Here is a 22,603-nt window from a genome sequence, read left to right on the forward strand (position 1 = left end):
AGGTCACAGACCTTTGGAAACCATTTTATTATTAATCAATCGGGGTGCAGGGGCCGTCGTGCGCAGCACGCCTTCGCGTGACGGTCCCTGCCGGGTTCGGGCAGAGCCCGGTCTTCTGCCAGCCCTTTGAAAAATCACAGATCAACACGTAACGACAACAGAGCCTTTCCAAAGGTCTGCGACCTTTGGCGGGTTGCCGTATCAATCCCGCACAGATTATTAAGGTCAGATCCATCGGTATAACCTGTATCCGGACAGTTTTTCTTCCCGGAGCACAGCATTTCAGATGGCATACCTCCTGCCCCACTGATAAGCACTCCGGTCAGCAGCGTGTCGCTGTAACGGCCCGCCAGTTTCCGCAAGAGATGAAAATCTGCCTCTGTGACTGAGAAGTCAGCAATACAAAGCCTGAAAAGATGGAACTGGCTTTTCGCCCCCTCCATCCCGGATCTGGTCTTCTCCCTCAGAACCACCATCACCTCTCTGGTCGCGTTAAGTATCGCCCTGTGGATGGAACTCGGCCAGCCCCAGTGGGCCGCCATGACCGTCTGGATCGTCGCTCAGAATACCATCGGCGAAAGCCTGTCCAAGGCACACTGGCGCGTCGTCGGAACCCTGGCCGGCGCCGTGGCCGCGATCATGCTCGTGGCAGCCTCGCCGCAGCAGCCCTGGCTGTTCTTCCCGCTGCTCGCCGGCTGGATCGGTCTCTGCGCCGGCCTCGGAACGCTGTGCCACAATTACCATAGCTATACGTTCGTACTGATGGGCTTTACCTGCGCGATCATCTCTGTGTCCGCCATCGACACACCGGATCAGGTCTTCAGTATCGCCGTCGCGCGAAGCACCTACATCCTCCTCGGCGTCGTCTGTGAAATGACCGTCGCCCTCATCTGCGAACCCAATGTCGCCAGCCGCGCCAGAGCCGCCGTCCGCCACAACCTTCAGGACATCATTGAAGGAACCGCTTCCGTCGTCCGGGACGTCCTCATCTCCCACGCTCCGCCGGAACGGGATCTCTACAACACCTTCTCCCGCGTCATGACGCTCAATGACAGGATAGAGTTCAGCGCCATCGAAACCGGCCATTCCGGGCCAATGGTCGCCTCCGCCCGGGCGACGCTGGGACAGGCCGCAAAGTTCATGTCCCGTGGTCTCGGGATGCAAACCCGCCTCGCCCTGTCCGGACAGAAAAACGGCCGGTTCGCGCAGCCCGTCGTGGCAGCCTTCGCTGACTTTCTCGCAGCCATGCCCCGATTCCTCGATTCCGACGCCGGGGTGACACAACTCTGCACCCACGCCGACACCCTGCTCCGGACCTGCGAAACCTCAATCGAACAAACAGCACGTCTGGAGAACGGCAGCTCAGAACAGCGTGCTTTTGTCGATGACCGTATCGTTCTCCAGGGGATAGCCCTCCTGCTGTCCGAACTCACACTGCTGCTGAACTGTTTCAGAGGTACAGGTCCCGACAAACAGGCCCTCGGCGCTCTCCGTCTCGTTCGCCCGGCGCATGGACGCGCCGCCCTCTCCAATGGTCTCCGCTCCTTCATCGCCGTGCTCATCGCCGCCCTCATCTGGGAAATTACAGCCTGGCCCACGGGCACCCTTTTCGTCATGTTCGTGTCCGTGATCTGCGCACGTTTCGCGTCATTCTCCAACACAGTGATCGCCAGTAAAAACTTCTTCCTCGGCGCGGTCTGGGCCGTTATCGCCGCTGTCATTCCGGTCTTCCTCGTCATGCCAGTCACGTCGGACTACCCGGTGTTATGTTTCGCCGCAGGTATTCCCATGATCATCGGCGGGCTGGTCAACCGCCACCCGGCCACCGCCGCCATGGGCGCGTCCTTCGTCAATTTCTTTCCCTACATGCTGGAACCTGAAAATCATTTCCGCATCAACGAACTGCAATGGTTCAACAGTTCCATGGCCCTGCTGACCGGTCTCGGTTTCGGTGTGCTGATCTTCCGCTATCTGTTTCCCTTCAGCTTCGTCCGGTTTCACCGAAATTTCCGCGCGATCATCGAAAATGGCCTGAGAAACATTGTCGGGCGCAACAGCCGGATGACCGACCAGCTCTGGCTCGGCGAAATCATCGAAGAGATGGAGCGCCTCATCGCCCACGACGCCGGACGAGACCCATCTCAAACGGACGCCTGGCTCAGTAGCGCATTCTCTGTCATGACCGTCGGCAGAAATCTGCTCTACGTAAAGTTCCTGCTGACGAAAAGAGCCCTGCCGCCTTCCGTTGAAACAGAACTCACGCGCCTCTTCGAAATCCTGGAAAGCACCGCAGTTACCAGCCACGAAAAGCTGGAGGCGATCACAGGAGCGGAAAGCGCCCTCTATCAGACAGAAGCCCGATCAGAAGAAATCGGCCAGCGTATTCAGATCAGCGACGTCATCGGCTGCCTCTCCATCGCGGTCAAAGAACTCGGAAAAAAACACCAGTTTTCAGAAACAGCATAATTTCCGGTGATGATGCCACCTGCAACCACAGCGATTTTCGCCTCATCCGGAATCTGACACCACTTCAGAATGGTAAAAAAACATCATGGCAGAGGGTCTGGGCTTTGACCTGCGTGAGACTGGCAGGCGCAGGACTGGTTGTGCAGGATTGGCAGGGCTCTGCCCTGGAACCCGGCAAAGGCTCGCCTTTGCAAACCGTTTTATGATCAGCAGACCGGAATGCAGGGGCCTGTGGTCCCTGCCGGGTGCGGGCTGAAGCCCGGATCTCATCCACAGCTCAGTCTTCACAGCCTCTGGTATAAGTCTGCCACGGCTCCCGGCATTGCCGTTCTACTGATAATAGCTGAAATGCGCTCAGGAAATTGCAATGCGACCCACAGGCCGGCCGGTGCCATAATCGAATATACAGAGTGAGAATTTATCCAGCCCCGACGCAATGATGCGATAACGATCCGCCAGCAGCGGTATTAAATCCCAAAACATATGACTGGCAGTCGGAAAGCCATGCAGCAATAACAGGATCGGTGCATTCGCCGGACCAGCCTCCCGATAAAAAAACCGACGTCGCCAACAGCCTGTCTGTGAAATTCAACACGCATGACCATCTCCTGATGGCGCCATGCTATTCACCAAAAATCGTCTGCCGATCATCCGGGTTGCTGCTGTCGTCCCGGCAGGCAAAGCATCCACCGGTCCCACCCGGACAATCCACGCAATGCGGCGAAGTTCCCTCTGGCGATGATGGCGAGAAAAACCGCCCCCTCCATCGTCACCACACCGCCCGCCATTGCCTCCCGCTCCCGTCTGTCGCAAATATCCCCCCGCAACCCACGGCCCCGGATCCGGCCACTCACAGCAGACAGGAGCAGCGCGACCATGACAGGCGAAACGATCACAACAGACGTCGCCATCATCGGAGCCGGCCCCACCGGCCTGTTCGCCGCGTTCGAATGTGGAATGCTCAAACTGAACAGCATCCTCATCGACGCCCTCACCGATATCGGTGGCCAGTGCACCGCGCTCTACCCTGAGAAACCAATCTACGACATCCCGGCACTCCCCGCCGTCGAAGGCGCCCGCCTGATCGAAAACCTCGCCGAACAGATCGAACCCTTCAACGTCCCGCGCCTCCTCGGTCGCCGCGTCGAAACCCTCACAGGCTATCGCGGTGCCTTCACGCTTGGCACCAGCAAAGGCGACACCATCCACGCCAGAGCCGTCATCATCGCCGCCGGGGCAGGGGCCTTCGGTCCCAACCGCCCCCCACTCGAAAACCTCGAAGCCTTCGAGGCCACCGGCGGTGTGCAATATTATGTCCGCCGTCGCGCTGATTTCGCCGACAAAACCCTCGTCATCGCCGGCGGCGGCGACTCAGCGCTCGACTGGGCCCTGTCCCTCCGTGAAGTTGCCAGCAAGATCTACCTCGTCCACCGCCGCGACAAATTCCGCGCTGCCCCCGAAAGCCTCCGCCAGCTCGAAGAGGCTGTCACAGCAGGCGAGATCGAGAAAATCACCCCCTATCAGCTCAAATCCCTGAAAGGGGAGGGAGGCATCCTTACCGGCGTCGAACTCGCCACCCTGGATGGTGACGCACGCACCCTCGATGCCGACCACCTCCTCGCCTTCTTCGGCCTCGCCACCGATCTGGGCCCCGTCGCCCAATGGGGCATGGACCAGATCCGCTCCACTATCCCCGTGACGCCCTCAACCTGCGAAACCAGTCTCCCCGGCGTTTTCGCCATCGGCGACGTCGCAACCTATCCCGGCAAACTCAAACTCATTCTCCAGGGTTTCAGCGAAGCCGCCATGGCCACCCACGCCATCTACCCGATCGTAAACCCCGAACAGGCGCTCCACTTCGAATACTCCACCAGCAAAGGCGTTCCAGACACGAAATGATCGGCTGGCGCCTCTCTCCCGAGGCGCTATACTCCCGTGCTTGCGGAGCGAATGCAGTCGGAGGCAGAGCACAGAGATGGATGTTGCAGCACAATGGGCTGGTGGTGCCCTGACCATCGACCTTGGCGCCATTGCCGCTAATTACCGTCAACTGACCAGAACGCTCACCCAAAATGGCGCGAAAACCCTCTGCGCCGCCGCCATCAAGGCAGACGCCTACGGTCTGGGCGCCTCCCGCGTCGCCCCCGTCCTCGAACAGGCCGGCTGCCGCCACTTCTTCGTCGCCCACCTCTCCGAAGGCGCCGCCCTTCGCAGCATCATCTCCCGGGATATTCCCATCTTCGTCCTCCACGGCCCTCCGCCAGGAACCTCCGAAGATCTGCTCGAAGCCGGCCTCACCCCCGTCCTCAACAGCCCCGAACAGCTCGAAGAATGGCAGACCCTCGCCCGAAAGCGCGAGCGCAGACTCCCTGCCGCCATTCAGCTCGACTCCGGCATGGCCCGCTTCGGCCTCACCGCCGAAACCATTACCGCCCTTGCGGATAATCCTGACAGCTACGCCGGCATCGACCCCATGCTCGTCATGAGCCACCTCGCCTGCGCCGACACCCCCGAATCCCCCGCCAATATCGCCCAGCTCGAAGCCTTCCGCCGCCTCAGCGCCCTGCTGCCCGAAGCTCCGCGCAGCCTCTCCGCCTCATCCGGCATCTTCCTCGGTCCCGACTGGCACTTTGATCTCGTGCGGCCCGGCGCCGCCCTCTACGGTATCAGCCCGACACCCGGTCAGCCCAATCCCATGACCCCCGTTGTCCGCCTCCAGGCCCGGGTCATCCAGACCAGAACCATCCCCGAAGGTCAGTCCGTCGGCTACGGCGCCCTCTTCACCGCTCACCGCCCGACCCGCGTCGCCCTGCTCGGCATCGGCTACGGCGACGGTTTCCACCGCTCCACCTCAAACCGTGGCCGCGCTGTCCTTCCCTCCCATCCGGACGTCCACCTTCCCATCATCGGCCGCGTCTCCATGGACTCGCTCGCCATCGACATCACCGATCTGGGTGAAATCCCTGTTCCCCCTGGCACCTCGCTCGACCTCATCGGTCCCCACAACACACTCGAAGATGCCGCAGATGCCGCCGCGACGATCGGCTACGAAATCCTGACGGATCTCGGCGGACGTTACCACCGCAGTTACGTGTCGTACCAGCCTGCATAAAGACGCCCGGGCTCTGCCCAAACCCGGAAGGAGTCGCCGTCCTCTTCATCCCACTCTGTTGAGTAACGAAGCGGTTTTCGAAAGTCTGTGATCTCTGGCAGGTGCGGGGTGAAGCACCGGGACTTTCCCGCTTTGTGTCACCCTCATATCAGAGGGTCTGGCCTTTGACCTGTGTAAGGTTGATGGGTGTGGGGCTGGCAGGGCTCTGCCCTGGAGCCCGGCAAAGGTTCGCCTTTACAAACCGTTTATGATCAGTAAGCCCGGGTGCTTCCGGCCACAGGTCAGTCTTCATAACCTCCGGTATCCGTGCGTGCCGGTGTAAAGGATGGTTTCGGAAATCGTCAGCACGACAGAAAATCTTGTTCACATTTCGAATTATTTTGAATAGCGAAACGGTTTCTTTTTCGCCTACCGTCCGCTCCGCCGGCCCAACCAAGCGGAACCTCCACCTTGAACCCTGTTTCTTTTTTTGCCGCAGCTCTCTGTGCCGCACAGCTTGTGCCTGAAGCCCGCGCGCAGGTCATGCCACTCGATCTCCCCGCAACGGAAAGTCATTTCACGACATATACCGGTCACTGCACTGGCAGTTACGGATGTCGCACCCTCTCTGTCGATACCCATGACGACAGCCTTTCCATCGACATGACCGATCTCATCCGGGACGGCAGCCACGCCATACTGGCAGGCGTGAAAATCGCCGATCCGGAGGGTGGAGACCGGGAGGTCTACCGCCTGACCACCCTCACATCGCAGTTCCGGCATGCTGATTTCAAAGCCGGAAAGTTTCAGGCCGACAGTGTGCCCGACAGCACCTGCATCATCCACCGCCCGATGCATGATGCCGCGTTGTCCTCACTCAGCTGCACCTATTACACCGTCAACGAATTCGGAGACGCCGACCCGACCATTTTCGGCTTCGTCCGCTCCCCGTGACCGCGAAACCATTCCGCGTCCTGTTCTCCGGAATACAGGACGCTGTGGTTTCCGCGAGATCACCGGCTGAAGCACCCGGAACCTGCGGACTTTATGAGCAGTGTCAAAAAACTGAAAAAAACTCTTCCATCAGACAACAAAATCTGTGTAGCCTCAGTGTCAGGACGGAGGGGTAACCCCGAAAATTTCTCCGGAAGCCGTCCTTAATTGCAAGCTCGAGTATGGAGGTCCACCATGTTTGACCCTGCTACTCAGACCATCAGGTCTCTGGCAAAAATTGCTTATGCCAGCCGGATATATGCAAAGAATGTCATGAGCGGGAGCCCTGCCTTCGATGGCTGCCTGCACTCGGGGGTTCCCCCGCGATGAAGATCTGACCTGCCTTGTCTTTCCCCTGAACCCTCTGATGCGCCACGGCTTTTTCCGGAAAGTCGTGGTGTTTTTTTATTCACAATCAATAGCCATGCAACAATTTCCAGGCGTTATAAAAAACAGAGGAAATCTGAATTGAATAAGGACAGATCTAAAGTATATTCGTGAAAATCTTCCCGAAAAAACCACAAAAAATATGGCGTTGTTATCGTCAGGTTCTGAAGTCTGAGTTTTCAGAGGATGAGCGGAAGACCGGTCTCTGCCCGCTTTCGGAAGGGGTCGTCACGCGAAGGCGTGCTGCACACGATGCCCCCTTCACCCCTGTCTGTTGATCAATAAGCCTGTTTCCACAGGGCTGAGACCTTTAATGGTCATCATGGGCAAAGCGCTGAGAAAGCGACAACATCTGATGATAACAGAGCTTTTTCCGGTTTCCGGAGCAGAGCCCTGTCAGTCCCGCACCAGCCAGTCCCGCACAGGTCAAAGACCTCTCAGACAGGGGAGCCCGGATGGACTATATGGCGCAGCGGGTCGAAGCCCTTTATCCGTTGTTCAGGATTTTCCTGTCTGATGAAAAACAGGTTCATACCATACCCTGCACCATCTTCGGCGTGCGGCGTGTCGCAATCTATGCCGGCAGCATGTATGTCGTGTTTAACGATTCCGAAACCGTGATGCAGATGCAGCGTCATTTTGAGCATCTCATCCGTCACGCCAGAGTCCAGCCGCATGACGTCGCCGACACACTCCGCCAGATGGCAACCAGTATGCAGGATAACCCGGATGCCCGGCCTTTCAGTTCCTCGTTTCGATACCCGGGCACGGCTCTGAGTGCCGGTCTCTGAAACCGCCTCCGACCGGATCACCCTGAAACAGGACACAGCACGCGAGTCCGGGACACACCTGAAAACCCGAAGCCCCGTCCCGATCCGTTACATCATTCTCGGCCTCCTGATCGCCGCGGGCTGCATCAGCTACATCGACCGCACCGCCATGGCGGCGGCCAACGTCGATATCGCCCGCGAATTCGGCCTGTCCTTCACAGAACTCGGCGTCCTCCTCTCCTCCTTCGCCTCCGTCTATCTGGTCTGCCAGATCCCCGCCGGTCTGCTCGCAGACCGCGCCGGTGGACGCTGGCTCCTGTTCATCTGCCTGCTGCTCTGGAGCGCAGCACAGTGGCTCTCCGCCGTGGCCGGCAGCGTTCACGGCCTGCTCGTCGCGCGCTGCCTGCTCGGCGTCAGCGAAGCGCCCGTGTTCCTCATCGGCACACGCCTCATCACCCGGTATTTCGAACCCGCCCGGCGCGCCACCCCCATCGCCTTCCTGAACGCCTCCTCCTCACTGGGTCAGGTCATCGGCCCAATGATGCTCGGCGCCGTCTCCGGAGCCTTCGGCTGGCGCGCCATGTTCGCCTTCGTCGGCAGCCTGAGCGCGGGCCTGGCTCTCCTGTGGATCAGCATTTATCGTAACCCGAAAGCAACCGGTTCTGAACCCGAACAACCGGAACCACCCCGCGCGGAAAAGGTGATTCACGAACTCCGCCGCCTGCTCTCCTTCCGCACAAGCTGGGCTCTGGCCGGCGGCTTCGTCGGCGTCATCTACCTGCAATGGCTCTACGCCGCCTGGCTGCCCACGTATTTCCAGACTGCCCGCCACTTCACCGTCTCTCAGGCCGGTTACCTTTCCTCGGTTCCGCAATTCGCCGGCTTCATCGGTGGTCTCGCCGGCGGCATCGTGACAGACCGCCTCGCCCGACGCGGCTGGACACCGGCCCGCGCCTGCCGCACCCCGCTGGTGGCCGCACTGCTCGTAGCCGCCGTAACCACCATGCTGGTCCCCTTCTGCGCCACAACAACACTGGCCGTCATCGTCATGTCGGTGTCCCTGTTCGCAACAGGCATCGCCATGACCACCGGCTGGACACTCGGAACCGTCCTGATCGACGAAGGATCAGTCGCCACACTGGAGGCCATCCAGAACATGGGTGGCTCTCTGGGAGCAGTCATGGCCCCGGTTCTGACAGGAGCCGCTCTCCAGCACTCCGGCTCTTTCACTCTCGCGATGGCCATTGCAGGCGTCATCACTCTCGGGTCAGCCGCTTTATACCGGATCGGAACACGCACGCGAATTTCGTAACATCCACGATATATCAAAGTGTCCTGCGAAAAGTCTGACATGTTGTTCCGTCAGAGAGAAAATCCGGGCTCTGCCCGAACCCGGCAAAGGCTCGCCTTTGCAAACCATTTTATTAACAGATCGGGGTGAAGGGGTCCGCGACCCCTTCCGCGTCCGGGCAGAGCCCGGACACTCTCATCGACAGGTCAAAGGCCAGCCTCCGTCGACGGCCTTCGCTGCAATATCCAGACATCAGTGGCCCACCGAAACCGGATTACTCCCCCTTATCTTCCCGTTCACCCCGGCCAACACTCTCAAGTTTCCCGGGATCAAGCGGACGCTGAAGCTCCCGTGCAATCTCAAAAGGCCCGGTCAGCCACAATTCAAACTCCTCCGGCTCAGTCAGGATCACCGGCATCGCCTTCGGGTGGACAGGTGCCACAACCGCATTCGCCTCCGTCGTCAGAAAACCGAACAGATCAGCCGTCACCTCGCCTTCCTTAACTTTCCGGACAGACGTCCAGCTTGTCCATATCCCCGCGAAGAAACAAAGCGGCCGCTCCGGCCCGTCCGCAAACCACACCGGGCGTATGCTCCCGTCCGGAAGATGTTCCATCTCGGAAAACGACGTAAACGGCACCAGACAACGATGTTCGATGCCAAGCCAGCGCCGCCAGTGAGCCGAGGACAAATTGCGAATATTCGTCACTCCCCGGTCCACCTTGTGACCACGCAGCGCAAACGCGGGTGACGGCATCCCCCACCGCGCCAGAGTCAACTCGCGTCCTTCAGCTCCCTGCCTGACAACCGGAGCTGCCGTATCCGGCCAGATCGCCGGCATCGACGGAAGATTGCCGGTGCGATCCACCAGAGCGCGTGCCCGTCTCCTGATCGCCTCCTGTGGCGCCGTCATGCTGTAGAGATTGCACATGGTCGGTTTTGTCCCGAATTATTGTCTTCAAAATGCAGACAACACGATTGCTTATAGCACAATACCAGTCATTCATGGGCAAAGACACGCCATCAACCGACAAAGAGAGGACGATTAAAGGCATCGGTGTAGTGACAGCCGCTCCTTTTGTTGCGACGAACTTCCATCGTCCGGAATGAACGCCAGTGGCTGCAAAGACTGATACCAGAGGTTGAGAAGACTGACCTGTGGTTGAAAGTATCCGGGCTCTGCCCGGACCCGGCAGGGACCGCAGGCCCCTGCACCCCGGTTTGCTGATCATAAATGATTTTCAAAAGTCTGCGACCTTTGGTGGGTTCCAGGGCAAAGCCCTGCCAGTCCTGCACCAGTCAGTCGCACACAACTCAAAAGCCAGACTCTCTGCTATAACAGGACGCCTTCAGAAATCAGCACTCACAGTTCCAAAGAATTGCCGGGGCGCTCCCATAAGAAAGTAATTATAACCCGTATTCGTAAAATTGTTGCCCAGTTCGCTCGTCGTCGCCACATAAGTCTTGTTGAACAGATTGTAGATATTAAAGCTGACCGTAAAATTCTTCATGAAACTGTAAGACCCGAAATTATACCGCCCCCCGAAATTCGCCTGAAAATATCCCGGAACATGCAGATCATTGGTATAGGTGAGCTCCCGGCTGGACAAATAATTCCCATCCAGATGCACATTCAGATGCCGCCAGTCATAAGCAATACTGCCCTTATACATCATGGTCGGGTAATTCGGCACCAGCTTGCCTCGCGTCGGCTCAGGGCCGGAAGACGTGACGACATTCTGATCATACGTGGAGTGAGCATAGGAAAATGAATTATAAAGCGTCAGTCCCTGAACCGGATGCGCCGTCATGCTCACCTCAGCCCCGTTCGTCGTCACCCCGCCCACATTCTGCACAGCCGTAATCGGATTGATCCCGGAACCACTCGAAATCAGCTGCAACCGATTGGAGAAATTTACCCGGTAAAGCGACACAAGAGCACTCAGCTTCGGCGTCACATACCGATACCCAAGCTCATAAACCCAGTCCGTCTCCGGCTTCAGAGACCCTTTCGTGCTCTGAAACGCCGTCTGAGAAGATGTCCACGGCGTCGCGGAAACATTGGTGTTGTACCCGTCCTGCGGATACGCCCGCATATTATGCGACACATCGAAAAACGCTTCATGATGCGGCAAAAACCGCCAGTTGGCGGAAACCTGAGGCAGAAACGCATCAGACGCCGTCAGATGCCCCTGCGCCACCTGATTGCCATCATTCAGCGCCGCATCCTGTGTCGGAACATGATTCCCCGCCGAAACAACCATGGATTTGAAACCGGCATTGACGGTCAGATTACGCGTAATCCGGAACGTATCCTGCAAATGGAACGTAAACGTGTTGGTATGGAAAACTTCCTGCCAGGGATTAGCAAAAACATTTCCCGGAAAACCATCTGTCGGATTGCCCGGCGTGCCCTCTCCCGGCAGCGGGACTTCAGAAAAATAACGCCCCTCGGTAAACTGCCCGTACTCATACCAGACACCGGCATTGATCGTGTGGCGCGCGATTTTGTAGGTCAGCGCCGTCGTAAACCCACCCCGTTCAATGCCCGGATTCTGAATCCGCTGTGACAGCGGCGCCCCGTTCGGAGACGGCATATACGGCGTCGTCCACGTGCTGTAGCCACTATCCCCATGCCCATAAACCGTCGTCGCCCAGTTCAGAGCCGATGTCAGGTTTTCATTCAGCGTGATCCCGCCAAGATAATCCACCCGGTTCGCCGTCCCGGCATAATACGATGCATCCAGCGGATCAGCAGCTTTTTCATAGCCTGCCGGATAGACCCCCTGTGCGGCATGATAGGCAGCCGTATAATTCGGATAATAATTAGCAAGCTTCGGTCCGAATACATGAAGATTATCCATCGTCATGTCCTGGTAATCGAACTGCTGTGTCGAACTCCAGTCGAAGAACATTTTGAGCGATGATTCATGCGCCAGAGGCTGAACGAATTTCGCGTTGACCTGATCCGAGTAGTCGTAACCATGGCCTTTCCACAGATCCATATCCGTCCGGGCATACGAGACGTAAAAACGTGAGCCGGTCCGGTTCAGATCGCCACTGTTAAGACGAATGAATGTGCGAAACGTCGCATTGCTCCCAAAGGTCTGCTCAACCGTCCCGCCACGCTCATGCGACGGATCAATGGACCGGAACTGGATCGCGCCGCCAAGATTGCTGCTGGACGCGACATCAATCGCGCCCGCTCCCTGCGAAACATCCACTCCGGCAACATTATCCGTGCTGAGCGCCCGCGTAATACTAAGGCCATTATAGTTATTGAACTGCTGATCCCCGAGCGGAATCCCGTCCAGGGTAAAACCAAGCTGAGCCTGTGAGAAACCCCGCATAAACAATGTGCTGGAATACTCGTATGCACCAAACGGATCAGCCGACTGATACAGCACGCCCGGAAGCTGACTGAGCACCTTCATCGGGGAGGTTCCGGGCACGCTCTGACGCATCATGGTGGACGTTACACTCGTCATCTGCCGCGTGGAGCCATGCCCGAAAATTGAAATCTCTTCTTTCGCCGCCGCCGGCACCGCAACGGCCCGCGCACGCGCGCCGGAACTCCCCGATTTTGAGGAAACCGGCTTCGCCGATACGACCGGCTTTCTGACAGGATGAACCACAGACGATGCCGGCCCTCCTGCGCCGGAAGGCCCGGAGCCGATTGGTGCCGCATGCGCCGGCAAGGCACCGATCATGAGCGTCGAGGTGAGCAGGACCGAACGTGGCGTGTTGATAAAGACCAGCCGCGTGCAGCGAGCGTTTCGGTGACGGGACGCCACTATGACACCGGAGGGACTGTTCCTGGCCCGCATAATTCCACCATTGTTTTTCGATATTATACCAGAGGTTGAAAAGGCTGACCTGTGGATGAGAGTCTCCGGGCTCTGCCCGGACCCGGCAGGGACCGCAGGCCCCTGCACCCGGTTTGCTGATCATAAAACGGTTTGCAACAGCGAGCCTTTACCGGGTTCCAGAGCAGAGCCCTGCCAGTCCTTCTCCTCCCCCGGCCGGTCTCACGCAGGTCAAAAGCCGGACCCTTTGGTGTGAGTTGCATAGACAATTCAATACAGAATTTATACGCGTTCAACGTAAATGGTTTCGGAAAGGATTTTACGAAACCGGAGCGTTTTATTGTCTTCTCTTAACAGTATCTCTCACTCTACGTTTCACAGCCACGGAGTGTTCCGTATGGTTATCTGTTTTTTCCGAAAAGACCCGTCCGTGACCGTGCCGAAGCAATGCTGACTCATCCCGGAGATCCCGGCGTCTGAGCGACAGACGAAAGAAAAGGCAGGGCCTGACACACAAGCCTCAAACCCGTCCTGTCATCTCACTCCCCAGCCCCTCTGGCATCCTCGCAAACCCCACAGCCGCGACCAGCGCCAGAACAGCGCTCACCAGAAACGCCACCCGCAGCTCCGCCAGCCCCAGATGCGCGTGCCCGTAAGCCGTCTGCGCCACCGACAGACAAAACGCCATCACCGGAACCCCCGCCGCCGATGCCGCCTGTTGCAAAATCGACGAGACTCCCGCTGCCGCCCGCCGCTCATCAGCCGACACATCCGCAAACATGACCGTCGACAGCGCCGTCAGCTCCATCGACCGTGTCGCTCCCGCGAAAACCAGCGTCAGAACAAGCAATAATACAGATTCGTGCGGGCTCACGAACACACAGACCAGTAGCGACAGCGCCGCCAGAAGCCCGTTGAAAAACAACACATTCCGAAATCCGAACCGCCGCAAAATAGCGGATGTAAACGGCTTCAGGCCCAGATTGGCGCAGAAATATCCAAGCATCCAGCTTCCGGCGACCGCCGGAGACAGCCCGAACCCGATCTGAAACAGCAGCGGCAGCAGAAACGGCGCCGAGGAAAACAGACACCGGAACACCAGCCCCGGATACAGCGCCCCATAGCGCATGCTCGCTCGTTTCAAAGGCTCCAGCGACAAAATCGGCGTCTCATGCGCCCGCAGATGCCGCACCGCGAACACGCCTGCCACAGCACCGGAGATCATAAGTCCAAAGGCAAGAAACCGCTCACTTCCCGGCTCGGGCGAGCGCTGAAATCCCGCCAGCAAACAGGTCAGCGCCACCGCGCACAGAACAAGTCCTTTCCAGTCCAGTGGCGGCGCATCCTCCGGCGGCGTTGGCGGCACAACCTTCAGAATGGCAAGGGCGGCAATCAGCCCCACCGGCAGATTAAGCCAGAAATTCCACTGCCACCCGATCGTCTGTGTAATATACCCGCCCAGAACCGGCCCGATCACCGGTGCCGACAGAGCCGGCCACACCGTCACCGACTGCGCCCGCATCAGTTCGGATTTCGGCGTATAGCGCAGCATGATCGTCATCCCGACCGGGCTCATCACCGCCGCCGCCAGCCCCTGAGCAATTCGCGCCAGAACAAACTCCGGTAGTCCGCGCGCCAGCCCGCACCATACGGAGGCTGCCGTAAACACCAGCATCGCAAGGACCATCACCCGCCGTTCGCCAGCCTTGATCGCCAGCCATGAGGCGAGGGGAGACATCGCCGCGGATGCCAGCATATACGCCGTAATCCCCAGCGACAGATCCAGCGCCGTCACCCCGAAGGACCGCGCCATCTGCGGCAGCGATGTGTTGATGATCGCCCCGTCCAGATTCTGCATGAACGCGGCAAGGGCCAGCACAAGGGCAATAGCTGGTGAATAACGGCGTACCGGAGTGGAAGACGCCTCAGTCACGTCTGGCAGAATGTCGTCTTCCCGCCTCATCGCGTCGAGGTGTTTTCTTTCCGTGTCTCCATCACCTTATTCAGCCGGTCACGATAGCGCATGTAAGTTCCTTTCGGCACGCAGCCCATCTCTTCCAGATCCTCAAGCGCCACATTGCGGTTCAGCCAGGTGTTGACCTCTTTAAAATCCAGAGCCGCCGGAATCTTCTGATTTTCGAACATCACCGGCTCTTCGCCTGACACAACGCCAAATGTCGAAAAGACAGTCGCGCCGTCACCTGTCACCTCGCCACAAACCGCACCCTTGTTCCCGGTATGGATTTTGCGAAACCGAACGTCCTGAGGCGCCCTGAAATGCCCTGCCACAGCCTTAACTGCCGCCTGCGCAGCGTCACTCCTGCCGCTGCCATCCGTCACACTCTGAGCCAGTGCCGGCATCGCGCCACCGACCATCAGAGCCATTGCAAGACCAAAAATACCGAACTGCCGTTTCATGTCATTCTACCTTACTTTAGCTCACGGAGTGTTCCCTGAGACAGGCCACGTCAAGACCGGCAGGTCGTCTGCCGGCATTGCATCCGTCTGTGCTTTCGGACGCGGAGAGATGACGGGCCGTCATGGATGCTTCCCGCGGGCCGGCAGGCAAAACGTGGAAAACCACACTTGCACAGCGGATCAGAGACAGAGTGACGTTCCGGATAAGGCATGCCGGCCGTTCAGCCCCGAACGCGGAATCCACCCCTGGAAAATAGTCCGGAATCAAAACAATAATGTCCATAACAGTCTGGAATCGCCTTCAGAACCCGCTACGTCCCCGAACTGGTCCGGTCTCCGTCACGCTCCACCTCAAAAAATAATTTGCTCGCCCCCGTTTCTGAAGACACGGCTTATCCGCCGACAGTAAACCTCGCTGGACGCCCTTCGTTCCCCGGCCTAATCAGGAGCCCCGTAATTCGCTGCCCATCCAGAATGCCGAAAGGAATCCCCGGTGAAAGTCATCGTCCTCGGTGCCGGTGTCATTGGTGTCACAACCGCATGGTATCTGGCCAAACTCGGACACGAGGTCGAAGTCATCGACCGCCAGCCCGCAGCCGGACTGGAAACTTCCTTCGCCAATGCCGGCCAGGTCTCTCCGGGCTATTCCACGCCCTGGGCCGCTCCCGGCCTGCCGGTCAAGGCGCTGAAATGGATGCTCGGCAGGCACAGCCCGCTCGTCATCCGCCCTGAAGCCCTCGACATGGCCATGCTCCGCTGGATCGGCGGCCTGCTGCTGAACTGCAACGAGCATGATTACGACATCAACAAGTCCCGCATGCTCCGCATCGCCGAATACAGCCGTGATTGTCTCACGGCCCTGCGTGATGAAACCGGCATTACTTACGATGACCGTCAGAAAGGCCTGATCCAGCTCTTCCGCACCGACACTCAGATCGGCCACGCCAGCGAAGACATGCGCCTCCTCAGCGACAGCGGTATCCCTCACGATCTTTTCACCGTCGATCAGATCCTCGAACGCGAACCAGGCCTCAAAGGCGCCAGAGCCCTTCTCAAAGGCGGTCTTTATCTCCCCGGTGACGAATCCGGGGACGCCCACATGTTCACGCAGCGCCTCGCACAAAAAGCGGAAGAACTCGGTGTTACCTTCCGCTACGAGACCACCATCGAGGCCATCGATGCTTCCGCCGACACCATCCTGGGCGTCCGCACCAGCGAAGGCCGTCTCACCGCCGACGCCTACGTTCTGGCCCTCGGCAGCTACTCCCCTCAGATCCTCCGGCCCCTCGGCATCCGCCTCCCGGTCTATCCGGTCAAAGGCTACTCGCTCACCCTCCCGGTCACCGACGAAGACCGCGCCCCGGTCTCCACCGTCAATGACGAGACCTTCAAGGTCGCCATTACCCGTCTCGGTGACCGCATTCGCATCGGCGGCACCGCGGAACTGACCGGCTTCGATCTCCGCCTCAGCCCCGACCGGCGCGAAACGCTCGAACTCTCCTTCTCGGAACTTTACGGCGGAGGTGATCTCTCCCAGGCCACCTACTGGGCCGGCCTGCGTCCAAATACGCCTGACGGAACCCCGATCGTTGGCCCGTCAAAGAAGTTCGGCAATCTGTGGCTCAATACCGGTCACGGCACCCTGGGCTGGACCATGGCTGCCGGCTCGGGCCGCATCCTCGCCGATCAGATCCACGGTCGGAAACCAAACATCCCTGTGCTGGATCTGTCCGTGGATCGCTACGTCCGCGCGTTTGCATAGCCTCTGTGGTCGTTAAGTGCTGGCTCCTTTCCAGGGCTTTGCCCTGGAACCCACCAAAGGTCACAGACCTCTGGAAACCATTTTATTATAAACAAATCGGGGTGCAGGGGCCGTCGTGCGCAGCACGCCTTCGCGTGACGGTCCCTGCCGGGTCCGGGCAGAGCCCGGATTATGGCCAGCCCTTTGAAAAATCACAGATCGACACACAATGCTAACAGAGCCTTTGTAAAGGTGCCGGAGGACGGATCGTGCCTTTTCAGGACGGTGTTCTGCCTTCTGTGAAATGGAGGAGGCTGGCGGACGATGGCTGGTCCGGGCGGGGTCTCGAGGGCGTTTCCAGGGAAGTTTCGATACAGAAATATGATTTCTGCCATAGTTTGGCCTTGATCTGGCAACCAGGGGAGATCACAATGCGTTACGGCGGTGTTACCTAAATTGTAACGTCTGCCGGAGTAATGAAGGCAGGACGCTGGTTGACATGCGGGATGGGTTTCCGCGGATCCGGTGTTCTGAAGGACCATGAGGCGCAGGGAGGAGACAGTCATGCATAGTCTGACACTTGTTCTGGCTGCTGCTGCGATCGGCCTTGGTTTTGCCGCGTCGGAGCATATCAGTTCCAGCAATCCGGTCGCACATGAGCATGTGAGACATCATGCCGGAGCGCCGAAAGCGGCTGCGTCGGACGGACTCTGAGTTCAGGTCTGTCCTGTTGCGGTGGGGGAGCCGGACGACCGGTGTGGCTGGCTTCTGCGTCGTGCCGACGGGCGCTGTGATGAAGTGTCCGTGGCGTTTGCGGATGGCCGTAGCGTAATCGGTTCTGTCTGAGATTTTGACGCACGTCATTGCGGAACGATGTGACCTGTTGTGTGTTTTCTCAACATATGTTGGGGACGGCTGCTATGGGACGCGTATCGGGAAAAACAGCTCTTGTGACGGGTGCTGCACTGGGGATTGGCAAGGCCACGGCGCAGTTGCTGGCGCGTGAAGGTGCCAGGGTTGTCGTCAGTGACATGAAGGTCGCAGAGGGGCAGGCGACTGTAGCCGAAATTAAGGCGGCTGGTGGTGAGGCCATCTTCACGGAGCTGAATGTGACGCGCGAGGAGGACTGGCAGCGGGTTATTGCTGAAGTTCTTCAGGTATATGGGCAGCTTGATATTACGGTCAACAATGCCGGAATTGCGTATACCGGCACGGTTGAAAGCACGAGTCTCGCGGACTGGCGACGGGTTCAGTCGATCAATCTGGACGGTGTTTTCCTTGGCACGAAATACGCTGTTGAGGCGATGAAACCACATAAGCGCGGGTCGATCATCAATCTGTCCTCGATTGAGGGACTGATCGGCGATCCGACGCTGGCGGCTTATAATGCGAGCAAGGGCGGGGTTCGGATTTTCACAAAGTCGGCGGCGCTGCATTGTGCGAAATCCGGTTATAATATCAGGGTGAATTCGGTTCATCCCGGCTATATATGGACGCCGATGGTGCAGGGGCTGACGGGCGGGACGGCGGATCAGGTGGCGGCGCGGCAGAAACTGGTTGATCTGCATCCGATCGGTCATCTGGGTGAGCCGGATGACATTGCTTATGGCATTCTGTTTCTGGCTTCCGATGAGTCGAAGTTTATGACGGGCAGTGAGCTGGTCATTGATGGCGGATATACGGCTCAGTAGGGCGATCGTTGTTCGGGGCTCTGCGGTCCCGGCCGGAGCCGGACATATCGGAACCGGACATATACTGGCGTGAGGCTTTGTTTTATGGGAGCGGCATGACGGCTTCTCTTCCTCTTATTGGTGTGACACTCGATCAGGAGCCTGGCGGCCCAGGGCAGTATTCGGCTTTCCCCTGGTATGCTGTGCGGGCGAATTACATGAGTGCGGTGGTGAAGGCTGGCGGATTGCCGGTCGCATTGTCGCATATGCCGTGTCTGGCGGCAGAGGTGGTGTCCCGTCTGGACGGTCTGGTTGTGACCGGTGGGGCATTTGATATTGATCCGGCGCTGTATGGCGAAGCGCGGGATGAGCGGACGCCGCTGCTCAAGCCTGGTCGGACACAGGCGGAGCTGAAGCTGATTGAGGCGGCGCGGGCGCGGGGGATTCCGGTATTCGGGATTTGTGGCGGGATGCAGTTGCTGGCGGCGGTTCTGGGCGGGACGTTGTATCAGGACATTGAGGTAGCGATCCCGGGTGCGTTGCCGCATGAGCAGCCGAACCCGCGGGATGAGGCCGGACATTGTGTTTCGGTTGTGCCGGGGACGCGGCTGGCGGGAATTGTGGGGCGGGCTTCGATGGCGGTGAATTCGTCGCATCATCAGGCGGTACGTGATCCGGGGCAGGCGGTTGTGTCGGCGCGTGCTGAAGATGGAGTGATCGAGGCGATTGAGGACTCTGAGGCGGTGTTTTGTATCGGGGTGCAGTGGCATCCCGAGTTTTCGATTGATCCCGGGGATCGGGCGTTGTTCGCGGCGTTTGTTGCGGCGGCGCGGGGTTGAGAGGACAGGGTGTCGTTTCCTGTTGTTATGTGCTGGCGCTGTCTCAGGGCTTTGTCCCGGGGCCACCAGAAGTCACAGACCTTTGGAAAGGCTCTGTTGTCGTTAAGTGTTGATCTGTGATTTTTCAAAGGGTTAGAAAAAGATCGGGCTCTGCCCGAACCCGGAAGGGGTCGCGGCCCCCTTCACCCCAATCTGTTGATAAATAAGCATGCTTCCAAAGGTCTGTGACCTTTGGTCAGTTCCAGGGCAAAGCCCTGGGAAGGAACCAACACTTAACGACAACAGAGCCTTTGGAAAGGCTCTGTTGTCGTTAGGTGTTGATCTGTGATTTTTTCAAAGGGTTAGAAAAAGATCGGGCTCTGCCCGAACCCGGAAGGGGTCGCGGACCCCTTCACCCCAATCTGTTGATAAATAAGTATGTTTCCAAAGGTCTGTGACCTTTGGTGGGTTCCAGGGCAAAGCCCTGGGAAGGAGCCAACACTTAATGACAACAGAGCCTTTGCAAACCATTGTATTATAAATACATCGGGGTGCAGGAGCCTGCGGTCCGTGCCAGGTTCGGGCAGAGTCAGATCTTCCGCCAATCCTTTGCAAACTGTTTATTTTAATGATTTCAGGTGAATGGGGGCGGCGACCTGTTCCGAGTTTGGGGCAGGGCTGCTTTCACCTGCCTACTTCTGCCCTGACATCTGCCAGCCCCGGTTGTTTCGGGAAACAGCCTTCTTTTATAAGCAGGGATCTGAGGGCATGCACCCCTTTGCCGGTTCGGGCCGAGGCCCTGCCACGGCGCAGCATGGCTGGTGAACGCGCCTGCTTGTGGCTGCCATATACCGGCGCGGGAGTTTGTTCTATGGGAACCGCATCAGCGTTGCACGGTCGAGAGCCCTGACGCAGAGTTTTTGTCCGGGGGAGAACGGTGATGAGCGAAGAGGTGCAGGACGGTGGCGCGCAGGATAGCGGCGCGAAAGGTGAGCGGATTGCGAAGTGGCTGGCGCGGAGTGGTGTGGCGAGCCGTCGCGATGTGGAGCGGATGATTGAGGAGCGGCGGGTTTCGCTCAATGGGACGGTTGTGGAGCATCCGGCGACGTTTGTGACGTCGATTGATGCGGTGGCGGTTGATGGCAAGGTGATTGACGGGCCGGATCGCACGCGGCTCTGGCGCTATCACAAGCCGGACGGGCTGGTGACGACGCACCGCGATCCGGAGGGGCGGAAGACGGTGTTTGAGTCGCTGCCGGAGGGGATGCCGCGGGTTGTGAGTGTCGGGCGGCTGGATCTGAACAGTGAAGGCCTGCTGCTGCTGACCAATGACGGGGCGCTGGCGCGGAAGCTGGAGTTGCCGTCCAACGGCTGGTTGCGGCGGTATCGGGTGCGCGTGTTTGGCGTGGTTGATGAGCGGCGGCTGGCGGAACTTGCGAAGGGCAGTGTTCTTGACGGCGTGAAGTATGGCCCGATCGAGGCGGCGATGGACTCGCGCAAGGGCGATAATGCGTGGCTGACGGTCTCTCTGCGCGAGGGCAAGAACCGCGAAGTGCGGAAGGTGATGCAGGGGCTGAACCTGCATGTGAGCCGGCTGATCCGCACTTCGTACGGGCCGTTTCCGCTCGGGGAGTTGCAGCCCGGGGAACTGGAGGAGGTTCAGTCCCGGGTGATTAAGGCCCAGATTCCGCGGGATGTGGAGCCGGATGCGGCGAAGCGGCGGTAGTTTTTTCTTCGGGGCTTTGCGCTGACACCTGCGAAGGGGCGCGGCCTCTTTGAGTTATTTTCTGATTCAATGAGAGGCAGGAGGCTGCGCTTCCTGCCGGTGGACGGGGCAGTGCCCCGCGAGGCTGGCTGATGCGGATTATTGCGGGAAGCAGACGGGGGCGCGTGCTGGAAGCGCCTTTCGGGAGTGCCACGCGGCCGACGGCGGACCGGGTGCGGCAGGCGTTGTTTGACATGCTGCTTCATGCGCCCTGGGGGGGGATGGAGTGCATTGAAGGCGCGCGGGTGGTGGACGGGTTTGCCGGGACCGGGGCTCTGGGACTGGAGGCGCTGTCGCGCGGAGCGGCGTTCTGCACATTTTTTGAGGTTGACCGGGCGGCGCTGGGGGCATTGCGGGCAAATCTTGCCGGCTGTCGGATGCGTGAGATGGCGCAGGTTTTTGCCGGCAGCGTGCTGAGGCCGAAGCGGGCTGTGGCACCGTGCGGCCTGGTATTCCTTGACCCGCCATACGGGCTGGGATTGCCCGCCCAGGCGTTGGCGGCGCTGTTCGGAGCGGGATGGATCGCGCCGGACGCGCTGATCGTGGTGGAGACCGGGCGGGATGAGGAAGCGCCGGTTGAGGGGGTGGAAATTCTGGCTGAGCGTATGCACGGCGCGGCACGGCTGTGGGTCTGGCGGGCTGGCGGTGAGGCGGGATGACGCGGGGCGATGGCTGAGACGCTGACCGGGACGGCACTATTTGAAAAAGAGATAAAGAAGAGCCGGTTTATTGCGCAGGCGGCGCCGGTCGGGACCGAGGAAGAGGCGCTGGCTTTTATTCGGGAGGTTTCTGATTCAGAGGCGCGGCATAATTGCTGGGCATGGAAGATCGGGGCGCAGTATCGCTCGTATGATGCGGATGAGCCCGGTGGGACGGCGGGGCGACCGATTTTGCAGGTGATTGAGGCGCAGGGGCTGGACCGGGTTGCTGTTGTGGTGACGCGCTGGTTTGGCGGGATCAAGCTGGGTGCGGGTGGTCTGGTCCGGGCCTATGGCGGGACGGCGGCGGAGTGTCTGCGGCTGGCGGCGCGGGAGGAGATTGTCGAACGGACGCGGATCTCGTTTCACTGTCCGTTTTCGGATCTGGCGCTGGTGGGGGCGCGGCTGCCGTCGCTGGGAGCGCTGGTTGAGTCGGAAACGTTTGATGCGGAGGGGGCGGCTTATGTTGTCGCGGTGCCGTGTGACGTGGTGCCGGAGGTGCTGGTGCGGCTGGCGGATCTGACGAGCGGGCGGATTGCGGGCAGGGTTGTGGAGGAGGCGGAGCTGTAAATGCGGCATGATTCCGCTGACCATGCCCCGGTGCGGTGTTCAGACTTTGTTCGGTGAGGAGAGAGCGGGGCTTCGGGTTTGTGCCATGTCTTCCCGGTTATCTTAACATGTCGGCAATC

At 59.2% G+C, this 22,603-nt stretch carries 19 protein-coding genes; 13 read left to right on the forward strand and 6 right to left on the reverse strand.

The window, feature by feature from the left end; translation table 11 throughout:
- The first annotated feature begins 381 nt into the window (after nucleotides 1-381).
- On the forward strand, nucleotides 382-2,466 hold the full coding sequence (locus GOB85_RS14670; RefSeq protein ID WP_173578236.1) for an FUSC family protein: 2,085 nt from the start codon (nucleotides 382-384) through the stop codon (nucleotides 2,464-2,466).
- Nucleotides 2,467-2,820: 354 nt separating this feature from the next.
- Here GOB85_RS14670 and GOB85_RS19805 read toward each other — a convergent pair whose 3' ends face one another.
- Together GOB85_RS19805 and GOB85_RS14675 are read right to left on the reverse strand one after the other, a co-directional pair.
- Nucleotides 2,821-2,979 (reverse strand): alpha/beta fold hydrolase, encoded by a 159-nt coding sequence (locus tag GOB85_RS19805; protein WP_408737081.1) that lies wholly within the window; start codon nucleotides 2,977-2,979, stop codon nucleotides 2,821-2,823.
- 134 nt (nucleotides 2,980-3,113) lie between these two features.
- On the reverse strand, nucleotides 3,114-3,362 hold the full coding sequence (locus GOB85_RS14675) for a hypothetical protein (RefSeq protein WP_173578237.1): 249 nt from the start codon (nucleotides 3,360-3,362) through the stop codon (nucleotides 3,114-3,116).
- Here GOB85_RS14675 and GOB85_RS14680 point away from each other — a divergent pair.
- The 5 genes from GOB85_RS14680 to GOB85_RS14700 all read left to right on the forward strand — a co-directional run bounded on the left by GOB85_RS14680 (nucleotide 3,343) and on the right by GOB85_RS14700 (nucleotide 9,019).
- Nucleotides 3,343-4,365, forward strand: a complete 1,023-nt coding sequence (locus GOB85_RS14680) for an NAD(P)/FAD-dependent oxidoreductase (RefSeq protein ID WP_173571188.1) — start codon at nucleotides 3,343-3,345, stop codon at nucleotides 4,363-4,365. The genes GOB85_RS14675 and GOB85_RS14680 overlap by 20 nt on opposite strands.
- A 76-nt stretch (nucleotides 4,366-4,441) precedes the next feature.
- A complete protein-coding gene (gene alr, locus GOB85_RS14685; RefSeq protein ID WP_173578238.1) occupies nucleotides 4,442-5,578 on the forward strand; it encodes an alanine racemase in 1,137 nt (378 codons plus the stop codon).
- A 450-nt stretch (nucleotides 5,579-6,028) separates the two neighbouring features.
- The gene (locus GOB85_RS14690; protein ID WP_173578239.1) at nucleotides 6,029-6,511 is read left to right on the forward strand and encodes a hypothetical protein; all 483 of its coding nucleotides are present in this window, start codon (nucleotides 6,029-6,031) and stop codon (nucleotides 6,509-6,511) included.
- Nucleotides 6,512-7,401: 890 nt separating this feature from the next.
- Entirely contained in the window at nucleotides 7,402-7,728 is a 327-nt protein-coding gene (locus tag GOB85_RS14695; RefSeq protein ID WP_173578240.1) for a hypothetical protein, read from the forward strand.
- On the forward strand, nucleotides 7,715-9,019 hold the full coding sequence (locus tag GOB85_RS14700) for an MFS transporter (protein ID WP_338421764.1): 1,305 nt from the start codon (nucleotides 7,715-7,717) through the stop codon (nucleotides 9,017-9,019). Before GOB85_RS14695 ends, GOB85_RS14700 begins: the two co-directional genes overlap by 14 nt.
- Nucleotides 9,020-9,272: 253 nt before the next feature.
- Here the strand turns inward: GOB85_RS14700 and GOB85_RS14705 are convergent, their stop codons facing one another.
- The 4 genes from GOB85_RS14705 to GOB85_RS14720 all read right to left on the reverse strand — a co-directional run bounded on the left by GOB85_RS14705 (nucleotide 9,273) and on the right by GOB85_RS14720 (nucleotide 15,222).
- Entirely contained in the window at nucleotides 9,273-9,929 is a 657-nt protein-coding gene (locus GOB85_RS14705; RefSeq protein ID WP_173571191.1) for an SOS response-associated peptidase, read from the reverse strand.
- Nucleotides 9,930-10,347: 418 nt separating this feature from the next.
- Entirely contained in the window at nucleotides 10,348-12,792 is a 2,445-nt protein-coding gene (locus GOB85_RS14710; protein WP_338421765.1) for a TonB-dependent receptor, read from the reverse strand.
- Between the two features lie 532 nt (nucleotides 12,793-13,324).
- On the reverse strand, nucleotides 13,325-14,767 hold the full coding sequence (locus GOB85_RS14715) for an MFS transporter (protein WP_173578242.1): 1,443 nt from the start codon (nucleotides 14,765-14,767) through the stop codon (nucleotides 13,325-13,327).
- The gene (locus tag GOB85_RS14720; RefSeq protein ID WP_173578243.1) at nucleotides 14,764-15,222 is read right to left on the reverse strand and encodes a hypothetical protein; all 459 of its coding nucleotides are present in this window, start codon (nucleotides 15,220-15,222) and stop codon (nucleotides 14,764-14,766) included. Before GOB85_RS14720 ends, GOB85_RS14715 begins: the two co-directional genes overlap by 4 nt.
- 493 nt (nucleotides 15,223-15,715) lie before the next feature.
- On the opposite strand from GOB85_RS14720, the gene GOB85_RS14725 reads away from it, so the two are divergent.
- From GOB85_RS14725 to GOB85_RS14755, 7 genes are all read left to right on the forward strand, one after another.
- Entirely contained in the window at nucleotides 15,716-16,984 is a 1,269-nt protein-coding gene (locus tag GOB85_RS14725; protein ID WP_173578244.1) for a D-amino acid dehydrogenase, read from the forward strand.
- A 543-nt stretch (nucleotides 16,985-17,527) separates the two neighbouring features.
- Nucleotides 17,528-17,677: a hypothetical protein gene (locus GOB85_RS14730; RefSeq protein ID WP_173578235.1), complete on the forward strand. Its 150-nt coding sequence runs from the start codon at nucleotides 17,528-17,530 to the stop codon at nucleotides 17,675-17,677.
- 206 nt (nucleotides 17,678-17,883) lie between these two features.
- Nucleotides 17,884-18,654, forward strand: a complete 771-nt coding sequence (locus tag GOB85_RS14735) for a glucose 1-dehydrogenase (RefSeq protein WP_173578245.1) — start codon at nucleotides 17,884-17,886, stop codon at nucleotides 18,652-18,654.
- A 95-nt stretch (nucleotides 18,655-18,749) separates the two neighbouring features.
- Complete coding sequence (locus GOB85_RS14740) at nucleotides 18,750-19,472, forward strand: gamma-glutamyl-gamma-aminobutyrate hydrolase family protein (protein ID WP_173578246.1); 723 nt, start codon at nucleotides 18,750-18,752, stop codon at nucleotides 19,470-19,472.
- A gap of 919 nt (nucleotides 19,473-20,391) precedes the next feature.
- Entirely contained in the window at nucleotides 20,392-21,177 is a 786-nt protein-coding gene (locus tag GOB85_RS14745) for a pseudouridine synthase (protein WP_173578247.1), read from the forward strand.
- A gap of 131 nt (nucleotides 21,178-21,308) precedes the next feature.
- Nucleotides 21,309-21,875: a 16S rRNA (guanine(966)-N(2))-methyltransferase RsmD gene (rsmD, locus tag GOB85_RS14750; protein WP_173578248.1), complete on the forward strand. Its 567-nt coding sequence runs from the start codon at nucleotides 21,309-21,311 to the stop codon at nucleotides 21,873-21,875.
- Between the two features lie 9 nt (nucleotides 21,876-21,884).
- Nucleotides 21,885-22,484: an IMPACT family protein gene (locus GOB85_RS14755; protein WP_173578249.1), complete on the forward strand. Its 600-nt coding sequence runs from the start codon at nucleotides 21,885-21,887 to the stop codon at nucleotides 22,482-22,484.
- Nucleotides 22,485-22,603 lie beyond the last annotated feature (119 nt).

This window comes from Acetobacter fallax (assembly GCF_011516735.1).
GTDB classification, from domain to species: Bacteria; Pseudomonadota; Alphaproteobacteria; order Acetobacterales; family Acetobacteraceae; genus Acetobacter; species Acetobacter fallax.

Coding starts and splice junctions, on each gene's coding strand:
- GOB85_RS14680 (WP_173571188.1), top strand. CDS start 3,343: ATGACAGGCGAAACGATCACAACAGACGTCGCCATCATCGGAGCCGGC.
- alr (WP_173578238.1), top strand. CDS start 4,442: ATGGATGTTGCAGCACAATGGGCTGGTGGTGCCCTGACCATCGACCTT.
- GOB85_RS14695 (WP_173578240.1), top strand. CDS start 7,402: ATGGCGCAGCGGGTCGAAGCCCTTTATCCGTTGTTCAGGATTTTCCTG.
- GOB85_RS14705 (WP_173571191.1), bottom strand. CDS start 9,929: ATGTGCAATCTCTACAGCATGACGGCGCCACAGGAGGCGATCAGGAGA.
- GOB85_RS14715 (WP_173578242.1), bottom strand. CDS start 14,767: ATGAGGCGGGAAGACGACATTCTGCCAGACGTGACTGAGGCGTCTTCC.
- GOB85_RS14720 (WP_173578243.1), bottom strand. CDS start 15,222: ATGAAACGGCAGTTCGGTATTTTTGGTCTTGCAATGGCTCTGATGGTC.
- GOB85_RS14730 (WP_173578235.1), top strand. CDS start 17,528: ATGCATAGTCTGACACTTGTTCTGGCTGCTGCTGCGATCGGCCTTGGT.
- GOB85_RS14735 (WP_173578245.1), top strand. CDS start 17,884: ATGGGACGCGTATCGGGAAAAACAGCTCTTGTGACGGGTGCTGCACTG.
- GOB85_RS14740 (WP_173578246.1), top strand. CDS start 18,750: ATGACGGCTTCTCTTCCTCTTATTGGTGTGACACTCGATCAGGAGCCT.
- GOB85_RS14745 (WP_173578247.1), top strand. CDS start 20,392: ATGAGCGAAGAGGTGCAGGACGGTGGCGCGCAGGATAGCGGCGCGAAA.
- rsmD (WP_173578248.1), top strand. CDS start 21,309: ATGCGGATTATTGCGGGAAGCAGACGGGGGCGCGTGCTGGAAGCGCCT.
- GOB85_RS14755 (WP_173578249.1), top strand. CDS start 21,885: ATGGCTGAGACGCTGACCGGGACGGCACTATTTGAAAAAGAGATAAAG.